Origin of the sequence: Gillisia sp. JM1, from assembly GCF_000424645.1 — a bacterium.
Lineage (GTDB): Bacteria > Bacteroidota > Bacteroidia > Flavobacteriales > Flavobacteriaceae > Gillisia.
This window is the reverse complement of the sequence record NZ_KE384218.1, coordinates 1896142-1916451: the sequence shown is the minus strand read 5'-3', so window position 1 is coordinate 1916451 and position 20310 is coordinate 1896142. Positions and strand designations below refer to the sequence as shown.

Here is a 20310-nt window from a genome sequence, read left to right as displayed (position 1 = left end):
TTGAATTCTTGAGAAATAGCAAATGTATCTGAGTTTTGACATTCGCTTATATTAAAAAAATCATTGTACGAAAGACTATTTTTAGAAAGTATCCTTAAACAACAATTTATAAAAAAATGGCTGTGTATATTCACACAGCCATTTCTCAAACTAATCAGGGTTTTATTATTAAAATTATCGTTTACCAATTACTAACTGATACACACAAGGAATTACAACCAAATTTAAAATAGTAGCTGATAACAAACCACCCAAAATTACAACAGCCATTGGGCTTTGTATTTCACTTCCGGGTTCGTCTCCTTTTAAGGCTAAAGGTATCAATGCTAATCCTGTTGTAAAAGCTGTCATAAGAATAGGATTCAATCTATCTAATGCTCCTGTTTTTATTAATTGAAAGCCTTTCATACCTTCTTTTCTCAAATCCTCATATCGAGACACCAATAAGATACCGTTACGAGTGGCTATTCCAAACAAACTGATAAAACCAATAGTAGCTGCAATACTTATAATGCCTGAGGTGAAATACACAATTAAGATTCCCCCAATTAATGCTAAAGGCAGATTGATTAATACTACAAATGCCAATTTCACATCTTTAAATTCATAATACAGTAACAGAAAAATAATAGCTATGGCAATGATTGCGGTTACCAAAAGCAATTTCGACGCTTTTGATTCGCTTTCAAACTGACCGCCATATTGCACACGGTAACCTTCTGGCATTTTCACATTCGTGGCAACAACTTCCTTTATTTCGTTTACTGCACCACGTAAATCTCTACCTTGAACGTTGGCAGCTACAACGATTTTGCGTTGTACATCTTCGCGATTAATGGTATTTGGACTGCTTACCGAAGCAATCGTTGCCAATTCGCCCAAAGTGGTTTGACCCCCATTAGGCAGACTAATTAAGGTGTTTCCTATATTTTCTATGTCATCCCTAAAGGATTTTTCGTAGCGTACTACCAAATCAAAATACTTCTGTCCTTCATAAATCTCGCCAGCTTCTTCACCTGCAAAGGCAATATCTACTTGTTCCATTAAATTACCTACCGTCATTCCATAAGCCGAAAGAATTTGGCGTTTTGGTTGGATGCGTATTTGCGGCACTTCAACTTGTTGATCAACTGCTACATCTACTAAACCATCGATTTCTTTGATATTTTGTTCCACGCTTTTCCCAACTTCAAAAAGCTGCTGCAAATCTGAACCAAATATTTTAATGGCAATATTGGCTCGCGTACCTGAGAGCATATGGTCTATACGATGTGCAATAGGCTGTCCCAATGTTATATTGACACCTGGGGCAATACTCAATTTATTTCGAACTTCCTCAAAAAACTCTTCTTTGGTCTTGTCCTTCAAAATAAAGGGAACGTCAATTTCAGAAGCATTTACACCTTGCGCGTGTTCGTCTAATTCAGCTCTTCCTTGTCTTCGTGTTACAACTTCTACTTCGGGTAAGTCCATTAAAATGGTCTCTATTAATTTCCCCGTTTTATTGCTTTCTTCTAACGACATTCCGGGTGGGCCAACGACACTAATTACCATAGAGCCTTCATTAAATTCGGGTAAAAAACTTCTTCCCAATTGTGTTAATACCAACATACTACAGATGAAAGCAATAACTGTTACACCAATAATAGTTTTAGGTATTTTAGTGGCACGTTCCAAGAGATTGCCATAGTGTTTTTGCAACCAACGTTCCACTTTTGTACCATCTGCCTGCTTTTTCAAAAGCTTTTCATTATCTAGTAAATAGGAACATAAAATTGGTGTGACAGTTACTGCAACAATCAATGATGTTAAAACTGAAGTTACAAATGCAATTCCAAGAGGTTGTAACAAACGTCCTTCCATGCCACTCAAAAAGAATAATGGAATAAATGATACGATAATAATCAAGGTTGCAATAATGATAGAACTTCTTATTTCTACGGAAGCATCACGAACGACTGTTAAGGTAGATTCACGTTCTTCTTTTGGTTTTCTAATGTTTTCCCGCAAGCGTTTATATACATTTTCCACATCAATAATAGCATCATCTACCAAAGCTCCAATTGCAATTGCCATTCCCCCTAAACTCATTGTATTAATAGTATAACCCAACCATTTGAGAATGATGATAGACACTAACAATGAAATTGGAATCGCTAATAATGAAATAAGAGTCGTTCGCCAATTCATCAAAAAGATAAACAGGATGATCATTACAAAGAATGCGCCTTCCATCAAGGTTTGATTCAAATTGCTAATTGATGCATCAATAAAGTCGGACTGTCTAAAAATTTGACTTTTGATGTTGACGCCTTTAGGCAAGGTTTTTTGTAAATCGGCAATGGCTTCATCCAATCGGTCTGTCAGTTCCAAGGTATTTACATCGGGTTGTTTCGAAATGGTCAAAATAACTGCTGGTTTTGCATTTAAAGAACCGTCGCCAATTTTATCGGCAGCACCAATTTGTACAGTTGCGACATCTTTTATTTTGACGGTTTGCCCATTCACTTCTTTTAAAACAGCTTCTTGCAAATCTTCCAAAGCATAAGCTCTACCGCTACCTTTTATGATGTATTGATTCCCATATTGATTGATAACGCCTCCAGGTGCATTGGTGTTAGCTTCCTTAACGTGCTCTACCAATTCAGAAAGGCTTACGTTGTAATACTTCATCTTTTCAGGATTGGCAAAGACCTGGTATTGTTTATAATCACCTCCAATTACCACTACATTGGCGATACCACCAATGGCTTTTAAACGTGGTCTAATTGACCAATCTGATAAGGTTCTTAACTCCATTGGAGACAGACTATCGGATGTTACTCCTAAGAGCATTATTTCTCCCATAATAGATGAAATAGGCGCCATCGTGGGTGCACCTATACCTTCTGGAAGGTTTTCACGAACCATCGGAATCCGTTCACTTACGATTTGACGTGCTCGATAAATGTCGGTTCCCCATTCAAATTCTACCCAAACAATGGAGACTCCTGCTGCCGATGAGGAACGGATTCTTCTCACATTAGGCGAACCGTTTAGAGCGGTTTCCAATTGATAGGTAACTAATTTTTCTACTTCTTCAGATTCCATTCCGTGAGCTTCAGTAAGAATGGTTACCGTTGGTGCTGTAAGGTCTGGGAATACATCTACGTTCATTGTTTGGGTATAGTAAATACCCAACACGCTCAACGCAACCGCTCCCAACAGAATGAGTAGTCTGTTATGAAGTGAAATTGATAATATTTTGTTTAACACTTGTTCTAAGTTTTAATTGTGAATTATTAATGCTGAATTTTATTTCAAACTACCTTGTGAGGTCTTTACTATGGAAGTCAAAATACGGATCAGTTCTTCAGATTTTTCTAGTAAACCTGAAACATCAATTTTTACGATCTGACTTTTCTCTATAAGTTTTAGCCAATACAAAGTTTCTCTTGCTTCCTTGGCTGAAATTGACATTTTAGAAATAAAATCTTTTTTACTTATTGCAGCACTGGCTTCTTCGACATTGGCGCCAATACTGGTACCACTCCGCAAAAGCTGTTTTGACAGGACATATTCTTTTTGATTTAGCATTTGCTTGTATAATTCAATGATTTGCAGTGCAAAATCAAATGACTTTACATGGATTATATTCTCTTTAGTCCCCATCACGATACTTTTTAATTAAAAATTCATAATTCATCAATGTTCATGACCGTGAGCAGGTGTAGAACCCGACATTGAAGCCATTTTAACTTGGTATGCACCAGTTATCACAACCACTTCACCTACTTCTAGACCTTGTAGTATTTCTACATTTTCTCCATTTCTTTTTCCGATTTTCACAGGTCGTCTTTCAAAACTTTCACCTGAAAGTTGAACAATAACCGAATAACTCCCATAGTCTTCCAATAAGGCATTAACAGGAATCATTGTGTTTTGGGTAGCACTTCCCATCGCTATTTGAACTGGCGTTAAGCTTCCTTCTGGCATATCGATCTCTACATTTACTTGAGCAAAAACTGAAATCAATGGATTTTCCCGCTCTACATCTTTGCCAATAGATAGTATTGAGCCTTCGGCATCTGATACGTTTGCCCATTCCCCCTCTTTAGTTTGATACCAAATACCTTGTACATTCTCCATTGTAAGTCCATAATTAGGTGCTAATTGTGTTTTTAGTACTTTGGATTGGTGTGTACCAATAGATAATAATCCTTTGCCTTGTTCTACATAATCGCCATTGGAAACCGTAATTGATTTGATAAAACCGTCGAAAGGTGCACGGATTTGTTTGCTTCCGCCTGAAACTCCTGATGCTAAAGATTGATAATTGGATTTAGCTATTAAAAAATTGCTTTCCACTTTTTCAAATTCAGCTTTTGGGACAATTTTAGATTCGTACAATTCCTTTTTACGTTCGTATTCAGATTTTGCCTGTTCAAAATTGGCACGTGCATTGGCAATTTCATTACTCAAATTATTAGATGCCAGGCCTTGACTGTTTAAACTCATTAAGAGTTGACCTTGTTTTACAGCTGTACCTTCCGTGAGATTCTTTACTTTGAAATCCACCACGCCATTAGATTTTGCTGCCAAGGATTTTACAGAACCTGGTGATGGCATCCAAACGCCAGAAGTATTGATGACATCGTAAATTTTACCCGAAACTACAGGTGCGGTTTGAAAATCGATTTTCCAAGCTTGCTCTTTTAAGAACGAAATGCTCCCATCTTCTTCTGCAGCACCTAATGCTTTTATAGCATCGTCGGCATTGGCATAAACAATTACATCATCAATCGTAATTTTATCTGAATATTCAGGTGTTTTCAATTCAAAAACAAGTTGGTAAGTCCCTGCTTCTTTAGGTTGAATTGTAGGCGAAAATATCCCTGGTGAGGATGGTGCATCAACAGTATTCCGTAATCCTTTATCGCCTTTTATCAGACTAACCGTAACCGAACCTTCACGCACGGGTTGGTGCTTATCCAATACCGTAAAGTGGGCTGCAAATCTGCTAGAATTACCAACAATTAATGCAGGAAATTCTATAAATAATTCAGTTTTCTCTGTCCAAATGGTATGGTCCAATCGTGGAATATCTTCTCCAAGATGACTACCATCTTCATTATGTGTGTGTGCGTCTTCTGTCTTGTTATTACAAGCCAGTGCCAAAAAGGCGAGCACTATTAGTATATATTTCATGTGTAAATATTTATTGTTTTTCAATCGGTCACATTTAACATCCATAAAATCATTACTTCATGCGATAATGGTTTTAGTCATGGATGCTTCATCTTTTATATTTTTTTTAGTGGTCCTGGTGATCAGCGCCATCATCGTGTTTGTGAGTTTCAGTTTTCATCTCCATAGAATCTTTTCCTACTTGAAATTCTTCCTGTTCCACAGCTTCTTCATCCATATGACCACCATCTGCATCGTGCTCATGACCGTGTTCTTCTGTAGTTTCTTTCTTTGTATCTCTACAGGAGGTTAGTGTGACAGTTGAAACTATAGCTATTGCGAATATTATTTTTGAAATTTTCATAATTGTATATTTTAAAATTTATAATTGATGTTTTAATAATTGTGCTTGAAGCAGTTGTAATTCCCTTTCCATTTTCAGCATTTTGTCGGATGCATTTCGGTAAAACTGAAGCTCCACATAATAATCCATAAACGAATATTCGCCCAACATATAGGCTTTTAAAAGCAATTGCTCACTATTTAAATTGCCCATTGCGGATTGATACTCATTGTATTTTTCGAGCATCAACTCGTATCGATTATAGATTTCCTGAAATTGTGCGTAAAGCGAGGTAGTGATTACTTCGGTATTAAATTGCTGATATTCATAATTTGCTTCGGCAGCTTTTACTTTGTTCTTGCTATTCCAAAGCGGAATAGAAATACCACCATAAAATCCAGAATTATTGTTACCACTAAAACCTTGATAATTATAGCCAAGGGCTAAATTTGGCAATACTTTGTTTTTCTCCAATTTTACTTTTTGAATTGAAGCAGCTTCAATAGCCTTCAATTCCTGCAATCGAGGTTCATTCGACAATTTTTCTTGCCAAAGATTTTCTATTGTACGAATTTCAAAAGACAAAACTAATTGTGAGGAAATGCCGTCAATAGGATTTCCACCATTCAATGTTTTTAGTTTGGACATTAAAATTTGAATGTCGCTTTCAATCTGCTCAACTACGAATTGCTCTTGAATCCAAGCAATTTTTGCTTTATTTAAATCTAAAATGCCTACTTGCTCTTTATTATAGAGCTCCTGAATTTGGTCGAAAACCTGCTTGCTTTGGATTTGTCTTTCGGATTCAATAGCTTTTTGCTTTTTTAAGAAAGCGAGTTCTATTAAAAGTTCCTTGGCATTGAGCAATACTTCCTGTTTTCTTTTTTGATACCCGGATTCTAGCAGTTGTGATTTAGAGTCATTCCATTTACCCCGTGCAGCATATACCGAAGGAAATTCAAAAGACTGAGATATTTGATATTCGGTATAATTTCCAGTTGCATTATCGCCAAAAGGCAAATAAAAGCCAGAAAGCTGTGGGTCGGGCAAATTGTTAGTGCTCTTGTGTTCGAATTGTTGGCTTTCAATATACGATTGATAGCCCTTTAACTCTATATTATTCTGCTCTATCTCATTAAGCAGTTTCTCTATATTTTTATTTTGTGAGAAACCATTAATAAAGAACAGGCATCCGCAAATTGCGAATACGATGTGTTTATTCATTGCTTGAAATTTTAGGTTTAATCTTAATTTATATATGGAATAATACCGTAGATGTAAAATATTCCTAAATGATTAACCTAAAGTTGGTGGGCCTCGCGAATCGAGGGAAGAGCGATATTGGTCAAAATAGATATTGGGTGGAATATACACCCTAGCCTTTTCAGCATCAACATAATTTAAAGAAATGCTATATTGATTTATCGAAATAGGAGCATTTATATGCTTTTTAACGTTTAATTGCTTGACACTACTTTCGTGTGTCACTAATATCTCATTAGAAACAACTGAATGTATGTGAACCTCCAAAAACAAATTTAAAAGTCCATTTTTAGAATTTTCCTTTTCAGGAACTTCTTGATTATGACTATGACTTTCGTGATGTGCAACAATTTTATGCGAGTGCTCAACTTCGTGCTGATGATGGCTATGAGGTAGAACCTGATGCAAAAACAATAGGCAAAATATGCCTAAAAAGAAAAGTGCTTTTATGTGATTGTATTTCTGCATCAGTTACAAATGTAATTATTTAAAATTGGTTTTCGAATTTCATTTTTTTCAATAGAAGCTATTTCCGTGTGCAAAGTCAATAAAAAGCTCTTTTATTTTTTTTTGAGTTGGCGTTTTGGGTTGGGAAAAATAAATGTGTTGTTTGTGGGGAGTACTTTTTTTGGTTAGGATTTTAATTGAAGTTGGTTTTATTTTCTTCTTGGGCCTTGGAATACTCCCTATTTGCTGTTAACCAATGTCGGACGTTCGTATTTTATATCTGTGATTTATTCCTTTTTCACTCCTGTTTGGTCTAAAGCTTTCCTCAGACCTTTGGCTAATTTTTCTGCTTGCCCTACTCCCCAATAATGAAGGAAGAAAATTCTTGGATCTTCGTGTACCATATGATTATGAAGGGCAACTACTTCAATGTCATTTTCAATTAAAGCCTCGATTACTGGTGCCACTTCATCAGCAGTCATCGTAAAATCTCCTGCAACGACTGCATTTTCAGGGGTGCCCTGCCAACTTGCCCAAGTGTTAAATCCTAAAAATGAACTTACCTGTGCACCGTGTTCTTTTAGCATCACATCAGGTCTTCCAATAGTAAATTTATAGACTCCGTTATTCATAGTTCCACTAAAACCTAAAATGCTATCAAGCAATTTTGTGTTAAGAGTGTTTACTACTGTTGATATTTTTGCGCTTGACGGATTTACTCCCCTTATTTCCGTGACCTTATCTAAAATGGCTTTGACGCTTTTAGCTAATTTTTTTTCACTACCCATACCACCAATATGCATATACATTACATCAGGTTCATTCCTTACAAAATGATTGTGAATCGCAGTAATCGTTAATCCTTGTTTGATTACTTCTTGCTGTACTGGCTTTAAATCTTTTTCTGTAACAACAATATCGCCCATAATCATAGGTTCCCCAGATGTTGGTGCAAATGCTACCCAACTACCTAATCCCATAGGGGGAATAATTTTAAATCCATCGACCATTACATTTAGGTCATTTTGCGGAACGGTAATTTTAAATTGTCCATTTTCCACTTTTCCTTCCATCCCCAGTTCCGATTTTAACACCTCAATATCAATCGCCTTTAATTCATTGTTGTTTTTCAGAGGTTTTTCGGTCGATTCCTTTAAACTATCTTTCTTTGTAGTTTGGTCGCAACCAAAAGTTATTATGGAGATTGCTATCATTAAATAAATCACTTCTTTTTTCATAATTCAGTTTCTTGTTGAAATTTCAGTTCTTTTTATATAACTCCCAACGGACTTAGTTAAAACATTTAGCGAGAGTAGGAACACGTCCCGCTAGCCATCGGGATTGTCGAATATGGCGATTGTTAATGGGGCTCTAAAATATCACTTTATAGTCGATTGCCCGCTATGTGCGATAACCGAGTTTGTTGGTAGCATTTATTTTAGTTCAGTTGCATATTTAAAAATAGCCGGTAATCCACCTGTATGCCAAAACAATACATTAGAATTAGCAGGGATTCTTTTTTCTTTAAGGAAATCTAACATTCCATAAAAAGCTCTTCCTGTATAAACAGGATCTAATAGAATACCTTCATTTTTTGCTAATTCATGTATGGCACTAATTTCATTGTTCGTGACAACACCATAGCCATCTTTATCAAAATCTCTATTTATTTGAATATCTGAAAGTTGAATGTTTTTGTTGATATTTAATTTTTGTATTCCTTCTTTTATAATATTAAAAACAACCTCTTCCAGAGAAAGACCATTTGTTTCATCTTTATCAATACTGATTGGTATTAACTCCGAATTTAATTCATAGATTTCTTTTCCAAGGATAAGTCCAGCTTGCATACCACCAGAACTAGACGCAAAAAAGATATAATCGATTTTTAATTTTTGTTCAATCAATTGCTCCTTTAGTTCCTTAACAGCATTAACGAACCCTAAAGCACCTGTAAAATTTGAACCTCCGTATGGGATTATAAAACATTTGTTTCCTTCATTTTCAAGCTTATTTTTTATTATTTCGCTGTCCTCTCCTTTTCGGTTCTTACCCGTAAAATGTATGTTAGCTCCTAGAATTGACGAAAGCAATAAGTTTCCATCATAAACTTCTGGTTTTTCGCCTCCTAAAAGCAAATGACATTTTAGTCCGGCTATAGAGCAAGCTGCTGCAGTTTGTCTACAATGATTTGATTGTTGTGCTCCTGCTGTAATAATTGTATCGCAACCTTCATCAAGAGCTTGTTTAATAAGATATTCTAATTTTCTGGTTTTATTTCCACCAGAGGCTAGTCCAGTATTATCATCTCTTTTAATGAAAATAGTATAATCAGGATATTTTTTTGATAAATTTTTTAATTCTTGAAGTGGAGTAGGAAAAAACCCTAAATTAAATTTATTATCAATCATATTGTCATTTTGAGAGTATTGCTAATAGTCTTGGTCAAGGCAAGTAGCGTGGAATAAGGACGCGTCCCGATAGATTCTGTGTTAACTAACAAAAGGTTTTCTCTTTTATTTTATTATTTTTGTTACTCAAGACGGCTATAAGCTAGTCTGTAAAAGGATACTTTCTGCATTTGCATCTAGTGTCCTTTTTTGTTGATGATCATTGTCAAACCTAGTTTTATTCTTATCTACTACAAATATAAGTTCTAACATTTTTCTCTGAACAGCTATCAGTGCTTTCATTTTAATCCCGCTTTTGGCAACTATTCTCGCATATAGATCTCTATGAGATTTATTATACTTAACGGATGATAGAGAAGGTAGATGTAATGATTTTCTAAGATGCCTATTTCCTTTTTTCGATATCCGCGGTTTACCCTTTACAGATGTACCTGATTGTTTTTCCCTAACATCTAGACCCGCATAACCAGTCAACTGTTTTTTATTTCTTATTAGCTCGAACCCATTAGTCTCAGCTAATACTATGACCGCCGTCAGCTCTCCCACGCCAGGTATAGTGCATATATTCTTTACTCTCTCCATAATATCAGGATAATCCTTTAGCAACGTTGCTATATCCATTTTGATTTCTTTCTCTTGTCCGTTGAGAAATTTGATTCTCTCTGCAATGCGTTTTAGACTTCTTTCGTTTGGCACAGCTTCTGCTTTTTCTGCGTGTAGCTGATTTTTGACCATTGATCTCTGATCTACTATTTGATCACGCTCTCGGGTTAATTGCTTGAGCTGTCTATAAGCCTCTTTTGGACGATTCCAGTTATCTAGCTTACGTTCAAGACCGAACCTCATTATAGCTTGAGATGCTGTCTTATCAGTAATAGTGTTTATGTCCAATGTCCTAAAAAAATTACTAATCTTATTAGGCAATACAATACTTAAATCAAAACCACTTTCATCAAGGGCATAGGCGAGTTTTTCATGATAAACTCCGGTAGCTTCCATGACATATCTAACGCTATTTGCATTATTACTGTTGCTAGCTACCCAATCGATAAAATATTTTATACCATTTTCAGTATTTTTAAACACTTTGTATGATATGATTTCAATGTCCAAATTCTCATAGAGCCTTCCTAGAGATACAACTAATTCCTTTTGAGCTACATCAATACCTGCAACTTCCTTTAAAACTTTTTTCACGTGTTCAAATTTTTTAAATTAAAAGTGAAAAATCTCTGTTCGTCTTTTCTCCTGGTTGGATATTCTGGATACCGTTAAGGTTCCTTACATTCTGTTCAAACTCTACGAGATATAAAAGGATAAGGTCCTATCTATCGGTCGATATATCTTATGATTATCTAGCCATCGGTTGACTCTTACCCTCTTTCACTTATATCTGTAAAACTAGAAATTTATTCCAAATGCAAACATAGGAGCCATCGGGATTGTTGGCTTTGTTCTTTTTTACTTGGTCTCTAAAATAACATTTTTCACTCAATTGCCAGCTATTTGTGCTTAACCGATCTTACCCACTGGCTTTCTCCGTCTTGTTTTTTTTGTCAGCCTTGGAAATGACATACTTTTTTGAAATTTTTGGTGGCGTTGTAGCTGCCGCGAACTATGAAGTAATTACGAACACAAAAAAAAATATTAAAGCCGTGAGTAATTGCAAATGTGTATGGCTTTTAGCGTTGGATTTTTAACAGCAATTCTTATTTTCTTGAATTGGTGGACAAGGTATGGTTCCATAAGAGCAATAAACACAACAATCTCCTTCGTTTGGTTTCATAACCGTTTTACAATTCTCACACTCGTAAAAGAATTGGCAAGCGTTTGTTGGCATATCTTCTACTTTTTTATGTCCGCAGTTTGGACAGGTGATTTCTGAATTTAATATAGTTTCCATTTAATTTTTTTTTAAAGCATATGTGGTATGTCTGAAGCCAATGTTGGATATGAGAAAATCATTGTTCTAATATCATGAACCTTCATCTTTGTTTTTATGGCCATCGCAAAGAGATTTATTGTTTCTTCTGTATGCGGTCCTATTAGATGCGCTCCTAAAACTGTTTGAGTTTCTTCGTCAATTATAGTTTTGTATGCGTATTCGGCTACGTTCAATCGTTTGGCATTAAACCAAGCGCCAACCTCTTTATAATTTACCCGAATATTGTAATCCAACTCTCTTGCTCTAGATTCGGTATAACCTACAGAAGCCATAGTAGGCAATGTGAAAACCACCGTTGGCATTGGCGGATAACTTATTTTTTTATGATTGCCTTTGATGATATTTGACGCAACTGTATGACCTTCTAAAACTGCAACTGGGGTTAGCGGCAAACCTTCTGAATCTGCTGCATCTCCCGCAGCATATATAATTGGGTTTGATGTGTTTTGCAGGTATTCGTTCACTGAAACACCTTTTTTTGTAAAAGCTATGTCCGCTTTTTCTAAATCAAAATCAAATATTGCAGGTGGTCTACCGGCAGAATTAAAAACAGCTTCGGCTTCAAAATATTCTGTTTTCTCCGCAGTTTCACCTTTCACTCGATACTTGTTATCCGCTTTTTCAATGGCCGTTACCTCTGTATTAAGAATGAGTTTTACACCTAATTCTTTTGTTGCAGAAACAAGGTGTTTTACAATATCTTGTTCAAAATTTTCCAAGGGATTATTTCCGCGATGTACAATAGTTACATCTGCTCCACATCTGGCTGCAATATGTGCGAATTCAAACGCAATATATCCACCACCGATGAATAATAAAGATTTGGGTAATACTTCTAAATTCAAGAAATCAGTACTGGATTTGGCAAAATGACCACCTTCAAATTCTAAAACCCTTGGCTTTGAACCCGATGCGATAACAATTTTTTTGGCCTTTATCTTCTCATTTCCTAACTGTAATGTGTTTTGTGAAAGAAATTTTGCTGAACTATGAAAGGTGTCAATTCCGTTTTTTTTATACCCTTTTTCGATTTTTGGTGGCATTTCATCCACAAAGGATTGTTTAAAGGCCATTATGTCTTTCCAATTGACTTTGGGTATCGTATCGATACCGACACCTTTAAGCCTTTTAGCAAATTCTCGAACTTCAGTAGCACCAATAATTACTTTTTTTGGGTCGCAACCTCTCAATGCACAAGTACCACCGTAAGGTAATTCGTCTGTAATCCCAACTATTAGTCCTTTTGAGGCACATTTATTGGCAATGGTCATTCCTGCCATTCCTGAACCAATTATAAAAACATCGTATTCTTTCATTTTACTTGATTTCTTTTTTGTCGGTTACTTTATAGCCTGTGGAATTTATGACTTTCTCAATTTCCATTTCATTGGATTTGGTTCTGTCAAATTCTATGATTGCGTTTCCATTTTCGTAGGAAGCTTTTGAGCTTACAATTCCTTTGAGTTTATTTACTTCGTGGTTAATGTGTTCTTCACAACCCGCACAAGTAATTCCCGAAATTTTAAACTTAACCGTTTTTGTTGTTTGTAGATTGTTTATTGTTCCAGTTTTTTCGCTTTTTGAAGTAGCACAACATTGTGCATTAACCTGAAATGACGTTAATGATAAAGCTAGAACAGTTATTACTAATAGATTTTTCATAATATATTTTTTTAAGTTTATTTATTGATTATTGATATTGAATTACCCCCATAATTCGAAACATATAATTTGTTTCCAACAGGCATTACACCAATTGGTTTTTTGCCTGTTTTATAGGTAACAGATTGCTTTTCTAAAGTGGATGCATCATATACACTTAACTCTCCTAAATCAAAACTTACAACATATAACAATTTTTCATCCTTAGACAACACTGCTTCTTCAGGAGTGACTACATTGTTGATTTCGTTTACAATTTCTCCTTTTTCAGTATCAATAATATGAATTTTGTTTTTTAAAAAGTTACTAATGTATAATAGTGAATGGTCTTTGTTACTGTGTATGAGTTCTGGTTTTCCACCCGTTTTAAGAATAGATTGTTGTCCTGTTTCTATATCAATAACAGAAATACTTCCATCTTCCGTATTGGTAACAAATAGCTTCGAATCATTACCCGAGATGCCAATTCCATCCGGTCCTTTTCCTGTAGGGAATGTTTTTAATATATTGAGAGTATTAGCATCTAGCTGCAACACTTTATTATCATCTATGCTTATAGTATAGATTAAATTCCCTTTTTTATTTGCAGTAATTCCACCAATATGTGTGTCAAATAGTTTCTCCTTTAGAATAGTATGATTGTTGAAATCGATGATTGCAACTTGTTTATCATAGCCACTCACAGCAACCAAATTGCTTTCGGCTAAATATACAAATCCCCAAGGATACCTTATGCCATCTATATTTTTTAGTACTTTATCTGTTCGGGTATCAATAACCGAAATTAAGGTATCTTCCACATTTGCAACATATAAGAAAGACTTATCAGGTGTTAAAAATAAGGCATCTGGGCCTTTACCAACCTTTATGCTTGGATAATTGGTTTTATTCTCGATAGTGTTATTTTCAACACTAGTAGTTTCAATTTCTTTTTTATTTTCCTTACAAGAAACCAATAAAGCAGCCAATAAATAAATGAATATTTTTTTTTTCACAATTAGAGTTTTTAATTATTTATGACCTTATATCCAGTGGAATTAATAGCCTTTTCAATATCTTCTTTAGAAGTTTTTGAATTGTCAAATTTTACTTCTGCACTCTCGTTTTCATAGGAGGCTTTCACATTTACGATACCTTCCAATTCATTCACAGTATGCTTTACGTGTTCTTCACAAGACGTACAGGTCATCCCTTTAACATTAAAGTTTACTGTTTGAATATCTGATTGACTCACAATCACAATATCCTTTTTATTATCTGGATAAAAGATTTTTGAATAGTAGGGGAAAGCCAACATGAAAACTGAAAATATTGTAACTATACCAAGAAATATTTTTGATTTAAAAAAAGAAGGTTTTTCGTCTTCGTCACAAGCGCAGTCTATCTCTTCTTGAGTTTTTGGTTTTAATTTTTGATACCAAGCAAATCCAAGAACTAAAAGTGTCAGTCCAATTAAATAAGGTCTAAATGGCTCAATCAACGAGAATGTTGAAGCAATCCCACTTGTTCCTGCAATTAGAGCCAAAACAGGTGTAATACAGCATAAAGAAGCTGTAATTGCAGTTAACAAACCTGTTCCTATTAATTTGTTTTCACTTTTCATTTGTTAAAATTATATTGTTTTTTATCGGTCAAATGTAATTCGCCATTTTGTGTTTGAGTAAGCATCAAAAATCAATATGGCTCATTTCATGTCGTTGCTAAAATTTTGTTTCCATCAAGTATCTCAAAAAACGGATTCAGTAATGTTGAATACTCAGTCGTTAATGAATAAAAAATCGTTTGGGCTTCCCTTTCTGTTTTTAATAGATTTCTATCTTTCATTTTTCTCAAGTGTTGAGAAATAGCAGAAATGTTCATTCCAAGAATATCGCTTAAATCACAAACGCAAAGTCTTTTTTCCTCAAAAATTAGGTAAAGTATTTTGAGTCTTACGCTGTTTCCAACTAAAGAAAGTCCATTTGCCAAATGATCAAACGATTCACTTAATTCCGAAACAGTGTATTTACAACGATTTATTTGTGTAATATCTGCTTGTTGTCTTATGCACGAATTATTTTCCATAACACAAACTTACACATATTTCTTATTTAAGCAAATACTTAAATAAAAATACTTTAAAGTGTTGGGAAATTTTTGCTCATCCTCCGAGCCTGCCTGCCGGCAAAACAGGAGTGGGAGCTACAGGCGCGAAGTCATAAGATTTGGAGCAGCGGGGTTAATCTAATTTTTTTCACCAGGATGATAGGTTTTTTCTGCGCGTTTTTCAACATCTTCTCTATAAAACGCTACATCTTTAAATTTTCCATCAGCATAAGGCTGTGCTTGATCATCAAAGTGAGGTGAATTTGGATCACTACTTTGTCCTCCAGCTAACATCGATTTTGCCTTAACCTTATCACCAAACTCTACAACAGCGACAAAGCTATTCCCAGAGGTTCCATATTGTTGTCTAGTGTCTTCGCCAAATCGAGTGCCAAAAGATGCTAATGCTCCCCAAGACCCTGAAGCCATACCTACAGCAAGGCTTGGTTTTGAGTCATCAAATTCTTGATTAATTTCACCGTCGTTTCTTTGGTAGCGATTGAATTCTCCCCAAGTCGTTTCCCAGGATCCAAAATCTTCGGTCAATTTTTCTATGGCTGTTTGAAATACTTCCAAGCGTTCCTCTGGTGTTGAGGTCTTACTCATATAATCAAAACTTCCTAATTGGGTGATTCGTTTATTTCCTGTCATTGTTGGGATTTTACCTGAGCTATAATAGGCATTCAAATAAAATTGTGCTAAAGTCATTTCAACAGATGTTGCAGACACTCTAAAATCCCAATTCTTTAAAAGTTCGATAGCTGCTTTAGCTTCTTGTGTTTCAATGGTAGAAGTTTCTGAAGCGTCTACTAAACCACTAATTAACATCTCTGCCCCCGGTAAGTAGGTGTCGTAAGCCAATTCAATTAATCCATCTAAGGTCAGATTCTCTGCCTTTTTCAATAAAGCAATGGCGTGAATGCCTCTGAAGTTTTCTGGATAAGAACTCATATAATTAGGATAGTTTTCTTTTTTTGGACTATTTTCAGCAGCACTTGAAAATGGTGTGGAATTGCAATTTTGAATCCAACCATTTGGTGGATTTTTCACCATTATATTATCTTTTAATTCATGAAGTCCATGCCAATCGGTTTCTGGGTTACTACCATCAACAGGTTTTGTATAATCAAACTTTTCATTCCTTTTTGGAATAAAATTCCCATGGTAATAGGCAATTGTACCATCGGCATCTGCGTATACCGTATTATTGGAAGAGTTGGTACGAATATCCATCATTTTATAAAACTCATCATGATTAGATTTCTTGGTTCTTGTAAAGGATTGTTCCAAGGCTTTTATCGGACTCCACATTAAAGCGGTAGAAACCCATTTATCGTCATAGGCATGTGTTATAGGACCATGATGTGTACGATACATCATGAATGTTTTGTCTTTTAAACCATCATTACTATTGTAGTTCAAAGTAACTTCCACAGAATCTACAGGACGCAACTCTTCACCATATTTATAGAATGTTTTACCATCTTTCTTAACGATGGTTTCCTCAAACTCGTCTATAATATCTGTACCCGTTGAGGTATGCATCCAACCTGTTTTTTCATTAAATCCTTGGTAGACAAAAAACTGTCCCCAAGTAACTGCACCATAAGCGTTAAGCCCTTCTTCGCTAATCACATGAACTTCACCTCGAAAAAAGAATGACGTGTGCGGATTAATGAGAAGCATGGCATCACCAGATTTTGTTATGTCACCAGAAATAGCAAATCCGTTGGATCCTCTTGGCTCATCATCTTTTAATCTAATTAGACCCTCATTAACACCCACTCTAGTATCGCTGTCTTTTTCATAAAAATCTTTTATTTTTCTAGTAGAAACCCTTTCAATATCCCCACCAATGGAACCTTCGCTAAAATACATTGGCATCCAGGGCTCAAAATGTTTCAAGAGTTTTGGTTTTACTTCGGGATGTGTTTTAAGATAGTAGTTAACCCCATCAGCAAAAGCGATACAAAGCGCTTGTAACCATTTAGGACTATTCGTGTAATTTTCAATAGCTTCTTCTTTCGTCATATAAAGATTAGCGCGTAAATCACTATATAAAGATGTTTCTCCTTCAACTTCAGCAAGTCTTCCCATTGCCCAAATATAATTGCGTTCTACACGATTAAAATCATCTTCGCATTGTGCGTATAATAAGCCAAACACAGCATCAGCATCTGTTTTTCCATAAATATGAGGCACCCCAAAATCATCTCTAATAATTTCAGTATTGGCAGCATGTTGCTCCCAACGCTGATTTTCCGTAAGTACCTTATCTTTTGGTTCCTGGGTCGAACACCCCATACATAGTATCGCTAAAAGAATAAAAATCTTGTTCATAATTTTTTTGTTTTAAGATTGCTCATAACTCATTATAAAATTTTTATCCCATTCTCATCAAGGATCACAGTATTATTTAATTAAACTGCATTAAATCTATTCTCATTTTTTAGCTCAAACTTTCCCTTCCACCACCTCAATTTATTCATGTTCTCTTAGTGTTTTAGAATTCTTGAATCATCTAAGAAAATTTCCACTTATCTATGCACCTTCTACTATGGCAATCTCATCCTCCGTCAACACTGAGTTAATGCTAGGCCTTACCGGCCACACGAACGCTTAGTTATTGTAAGCCGTTATTCTAATTCTATCTCAAAAAAGCAGACATTTGCATTATGATAATGTGAGGGTAATTGAGATGTGTTTTTTAATTTTTTTATACCCAAATAATTAAATCCACAATGATTGTAATGATTGATTAATTTATCATTTTTCCCACAGGTATCCATTCTAATGAATTTTTTATTTTGCTTTCGGGCATGATTTTTAGACCAATCAACAATTTCTTTTACAAAGTTTTTTCCTCTAAATTCAGGGTTTGTGGCTATCCGATGAATGTAGATGGAAGAATTATTTTCTCTATCCTCCCAAATTTGGGCATCGCTATAAGTTATCGCCCAAATACAGGCGATTTTATTTTCAATTAATATTTTAAATTGTCGATTTTCAAGAACTTCAGTAGTTATGAATTCTTTATCAAATTCAGGCCATTGGTTTTCTGGAAATTTTATTTTTTGAAAATCGGTAGCTAATTTATACAACCTGAAGATTTCCGGGATATCATTTAAATTACTGTTAGTTATTATCATAATTAGCTCATTTCACTTGGTTTTTTATGGCATTACAACTCCTTATATATTATTTATCCTATCCCATTCGCATCAAGGATAACAGTATGATTGTTAATTAAATTCCATTTAATTCTTTCTAATTTCGCTCCTCAAACTTTCACTCCATAAAAGTTTTGATTTGCAAGTAGCGTACAGTAAGGACGCTTACTTATTGGCATTGTTGTTTATTATCTAGTTTCTAAAATATCGCTTTTATTTCATTTCTAAGCTATTTACTGGGAACCTAAATTAAATGCTGACTTAATTTTCGAATTTTACACTTCTATTAAAGCTGCCGTTTGGTAAGTTATTTCAGAGGGATTGGCAATTCATATTGACGACTTTCATCTTTTGCGCTAATTTCGAACAGAATAATATTTAAAGTTGAGTTATCTCTTTTTTTGTGGGCTTCAATTGTAAAGTCAAATTTACCCCATTCAGGAGCGCCAGCATCTGTAATCTCGTAACCTTTTTTCAACTCGTTATGACCGTCTTCTATTACCCAATTAAAATTTGCTTAAAAAATTTGAGCTTCTCCTTGAATATGGAATTTGTTGGATGCAATTTTTTCAACTCTTACTTTGCGAAATCGTTGATTTGAATATTCCTTCCTAATTTCTTTGTTGGGTTTTATAGACTTATCACTTTGAGTTGTATCGCCGGAAATAACGACATCAGTTAAGACCGTTGCAAGGAATAAATTGTTGAAAATCGGAGTATAAAAACAATTTAATCACTTGATATTTAATTGTTTAAGTCTTATTTTTAATGTATGAAATTACAGAAACAACCCACATTAGCAGATACAATTTGTGATTTGCGATCAAGAAAGATAAAAACAACATTTTTTAATCAAATAAATGCGCTGATCGATTGGGACACAATCGAAAAACTAATAGATGCCGATTATTCCAAAGGAAAAAGTGCTGTAGGCAAACCTTCCTATAACGGCCTGTTGTTATTTAAAATGTGTCTTTTGCAAAGTTGGTACGGATTGAGCGATTATGAAGTAGAAGATCGATTGAACGATAGTATCTCATTCAGTTATTTTTGTGGAATGCACATAGATGAAGTTGCACCCGACCATAGTACCTTAAGCAGATTTAGAACCGCACTAACCAAAACCAAGACCTTTGAGAAGCTCTTCGGTTCCATCAATGACCAGCTTGAGGCTCACAAGATCATTGTCAAAAAAGGAATTATAGTGGATGCCAGTGTCATAGACACGCCACTTCGACCAAAAGGAAAGACCAATCACAAGGTAACCGAAGATCGCTCGGACCAAGAGGTAGCAGTAAAAAAAGAGTATGCCGAGAGTGTAGATAAAGATGGTACCTGGCTAAAGAAAAGAGGGAAATATCATTTTGGGTTTAAAAAACATCACGTTACAGATCAAGAAGGACTTGTCTTGGGAGTATTGACCACCACGGCAAGTAAAAACGAGATAGCCAATTTAGAAGAAGTGCTGGAAACAGTGAACGTAGATTTGCCAAAAGATATTCCATTAAAAGCCGACAAAGGCTATCAATCGAAGAAAAACATGGAGCTGTTGAAAAAAAGGAATCTGAAAAATCATATTCTAAAAAAGGCAAAAAAGAATAAACCATTGACCTATTGGGAGAAGAAGTTCAATAAATTGATCGGTAAAACAAGGTTCAAGGTAGAGCGGACATTTGGCGGGATAAAAAGATGGTTCAGCGGAGGATTGGCAAGATACCGGGGAATGGAAAAAATGCATACCCAAAACCTGATGGAGGCCATGTGCTATAATTTGTATCGAAGTCCAGGGATAATTGCGTCTAATGGTAAAAACTAAGA

The 20310-nt window shown here is 35.1% G+C and carries 17 protein-coding genes and 2 pseudogenes; 1 reads left to right on the top strand and 18 read right to left on the bottom strand.

Features of this window, described 5'->3' with window-relative positions; translation table 11 throughout:
* Positions 1 to 174 precede the first annotated feature (174 nt).
* The 18 genes and pseudogenes from H033_RS0111925 to H033_RS21345 form a co-directional block, all read right to left on the bottom strand.
* Positions 175 to 3255, bottom strand: coding sequence for an efflux RND transporter permease subunit (locus tag H033_RS0111925; RefSeq protein WP_026838518.1), 3081 nt, complete (start codon positions 3253 to 3255; stop codon positions 175 to 177).
* Between the two features lie 39 nt (positions 3256 to 3294).
* The gene (locus tag H033_RS0111920) at positions 3295 to 3651 is read right to left on the bottom strand and encodes a four helix bundle protein (protein ID WP_026838517.1); all 357 of its coding nucleotides are present in this window, start codon (positions 3649 to 3651) and stop codon (positions 3295 to 3297) included.
* Positions 3652 to 3684: 33 nt separating this feature from the next.
* The gene (locus H033_RS0111915) at positions 3685 to 5187 is read right to left on the bottom strand and encodes an efflux RND transporter periplasmic adaptor subunit (RefSeq protein WP_026838516.1); all 1503 of its coding nucleotides are present in this window, start codon (positions 5185 to 5187) and stop codon (positions 3685 to 3687) included.
* Positions 5188 to 5293: 106 nt separating this feature from the next.
* Complete coding sequence (locus H033_RS0111910) at positions 5294 to 5530, bottom strand: hypothetical protein (RefSeq protein WP_026838515.1); 237 nt, start codon at positions 5528 to 5530, stop codon at positions 5294 to 5296.
* Between the two features lie 18 nt (positions 5531 to 5548).
* Positions 5549 to 6733 carry a TolC family protein gene (locus tag H033_RS0111905; protein ID WP_026838514.1) on the bottom strand — a complete coding sequence of 395 codons (1185 nt, stop codon included), beginning with the start codon at positions 6731 to 6733 and terminating at the stop codon, positions 5549 to 5551.
* Positions 6734 to 6805: 72 nt separating this feature from the next.
* Entirely contained in the window at positions 6806 to 7240 is a 435-nt protein-coding gene (locus H033_RS0111900) for a hypothetical protein (RefSeq protein WP_026838513.1), read from the bottom strand.
* 266 nt (positions 7241 to 7506) lie between these two features.
* Positions 7507 to 8457, bottom strand: a complete 951-nt coding sequence (locus H033_RS0111895; protein ID WP_026838512.1) for a DUF1259 domain-containing protein — start codon at positions 8455 to 8457, stop codon at positions 7507 to 7509.
* 195 nt (positions 8458 to 8652) lie between these two features.
* Positions 8653 to 9630 carry a D-cysteine desulfhydrase family protein gene (locus tag H033_RS0111890; protein WP_026838511.1) on the bottom strand — a complete coding sequence of 326 codons (978 nt, stop codon included), beginning with the start codon at positions 9628 to 9630 and terminating at the stop codon, positions 8653 to 8655.
* Between the two features lie 135 nt (positions 9631 to 9765).
* Complete coding sequence (locus tag H033_RS0111885) at positions 9766 to 10827, bottom strand: IS110 family transposase (RefSeq protein ID WP_026838465.1); 1062 nt, start codon at positions 10825 to 10827, stop codon at positions 9766 to 9768.
* A 499-nt stretch (positions 10828 to 11326) separates the two neighbouring features.
* Positions 11327 to 11533 (bottom strand): GDCCVxC domain-containing (seleno)protein, encoded by a 207-nt coding sequence (locus tag H033_RS0111875; RefSeq protein WP_026838510.1) that lies wholly within the window; start codon positions 11531 to 11533, stop codon positions 11327 to 11329.
* Positions 11534 to 11544: 11 nt separating this feature from the next.
* Positions 11545 to 12891, bottom strand: coding sequence for a dihydrolipoyl dehydrogenase family protein (locus H033_RS0111870; protein ID WP_026838509.1), 1347 nt, complete (start codon positions 12889 to 12891; stop codon positions 11545 to 11547).
* A 1-nt stretch (position 12892) separates the two neighbouring features.
* A pseudogene (locus H033_RS22510) lies at positions 12893 to 13114 on the bottom strand (heavy-metal-associated domain-containing protein); the annotation flags it as partial.
* A gap of 140 nt (positions 13115 to 13254) precedes the next feature.
* The gene (locus H033_RS0111860) at positions 13255 to 14232 is read right to left on the bottom strand and encodes a YncE family protein (RefSeq protein ID WP_196809440.1); all 978 of its coding nucleotides are present in this window, start codon (positions 14230 to 14232) and stop codon (positions 13255 to 13257) included.
* Positions 14233 to 14243: 11 nt separating this feature from the next.
* The gene (gene merTP, locus H033_RS0111855) at positions 14244 to 14840 is read right to left on the bottom strand and encodes a mercuric transport protein MerTP (protein ID WP_026838507.1); all 597 of its coding nucleotides are present in this window, start codon (positions 14838 to 14840) and stop codon (positions 14244 to 14246) included.
* Between the two features lie 86 nt (positions 14841 to 14926).
* Positions 14927 to 15301, bottom strand: coding sequence for an ArsR/SmtB family transcription factor (locus H033_RS0111850; protein ID WP_026838506.1), 375 nt, complete (start codon positions 15299 to 15301; stop codon positions 14927 to 14929).
* A 159-nt stretch (positions 15302 to 15460) separates the two neighbouring features.
* Positions 15461 to 17662 carry an acylase gene (locus tag H033_RS0111845; protein ID WP_026838505.1) on the bottom strand — a complete coding sequence of 734 codons (2202 nt, stop codon included), beginning with the start codon at positions 17660 to 17662 and terminating at the stop codon, positions 15461 to 15463.
* Positions 17663 to 17958: 296 nt separating this feature from the next.
* Positions 17959 to 18423, bottom strand: coding sequence for a GNAT family N-acetyltransferase (locus H033_RS0111840; RefSeq protein ID WP_316928639.1), 465 nt, complete (start codon positions 18421 to 18423; stop codon positions 17959 to 17961).
* A gap of 376 nt (positions 18424 to 18799) precedes the next feature.
* Positions 18800 to 18997: pseudogene (locus H033_RS21345) on the bottom strand (Gmad2 immunoglobulin-like domain-containing protein); the annotation flags it as partial.
* Positions 18998 to 19264: 267 nt separating this feature from the next.
* On the opposite strand from H033_RS21345, the gene H033_RS0111830 reads away from it, so the two are divergent.
* Positions 19265 to 20308, top strand: a complete 1044-nt coding sequence (locus tag H033_RS0111830; protein ID WP_026838503.1) for an IS5 family transposase — start codon at positions 19265 to 19267, stop codon at positions 20306 to 20308.
* Positions 20309 to 20310 lie beyond the last annotated feature (2 nt).

Bases quoted from the DNA above. Each gene is read 5' to 3' on its own strand.
- H033_RS0111875 (WP_026838510.1), bottom strand. From the start codon at position 11,533: ATGGAAACTATATTAAATTCAGAAATCACCTGTCCAAACTGCGGACAT.
- H033_RS0111900 (WP_026838513.1), bottom strand. From the start codon at position 7,240: ATGCAGAAATACAATCACATAAAAGCACTTTTCTTTTTAGGCATATTT.
- H033_RS0111895 (WP_026838512.1), bottom strand. From the start codon at position 8,457: ATGAAAAAAGAAGTGATTTATTTAATGATAGCAATCTCCATAATAACT.
- H033_RS0111920 (WP_026838517.1), bottom strand. From the start codon at position 3,651: ATGGGGACTAAAGAGAATATAATCCATGTAAAGTCATTTGATTTTGCA.
- H033_RS0111850 (WP_026838506.1), bottom strand. From the start codon at position 15,301: ATGGAAAATAATTCGTGCATAAGACAACAAGCAGATATTACACAAATA.
- H033_RS0111845 (WP_026838505.1), bottom strand. From the start codon at position 17,662: ATGAACAAGATTTTTATTCTTTTAGCGATACTATGTATGGGGTGTTCG.
- H033_RS0111870 (WP_026838509.1), bottom strand. From the start codon at position 12,891: ATGAAAGAATACGATGTTTTTATAATTGGTTCAGGAATGGCAGGAATG.
- merTP (WP_026838507.1), bottom strand. From the start codon at position 14,840: ATGAAAAGTGAAAACAAATTAATAGGAACAGGTTTGTTAACTGCAATT.
- H033_RS0111830 (WP_026838503.1), top strand. From the start codon at position 19,265: ATGAAATTACAGAAACAACCCACATTAGCAGATACAATTTGTGATTTG.
- H033_RS0111910 (WP_026838515.1), bottom strand. From the start codon at position 5,530: ATGAAAATTTCAAAAATAATATTCGCAATAGCTATAGTTTCAACTGTC.
- H033_RS0111915 (WP_026838516.1), bottom strand. From the start codon at position 5,187: ATGAAATATATACTAATAGTGCTCGCCTTTTTGGCACTGGCTTGTAAT.
- H033_RS0111890 (WP_026838511.1), bottom strand. From the start codon at position 9,630: ATGATTGATAATAAATTTAATTTAGGGTTTTTTCCTACTCCACTTCAA.
- H033_RS0111905 (WP_026838514.1), bottom strand. From the start codon at position 6,733: ATGAATAAACACATCGTATTCGCAATTTGCGGATGCCTGTTCTTTATT.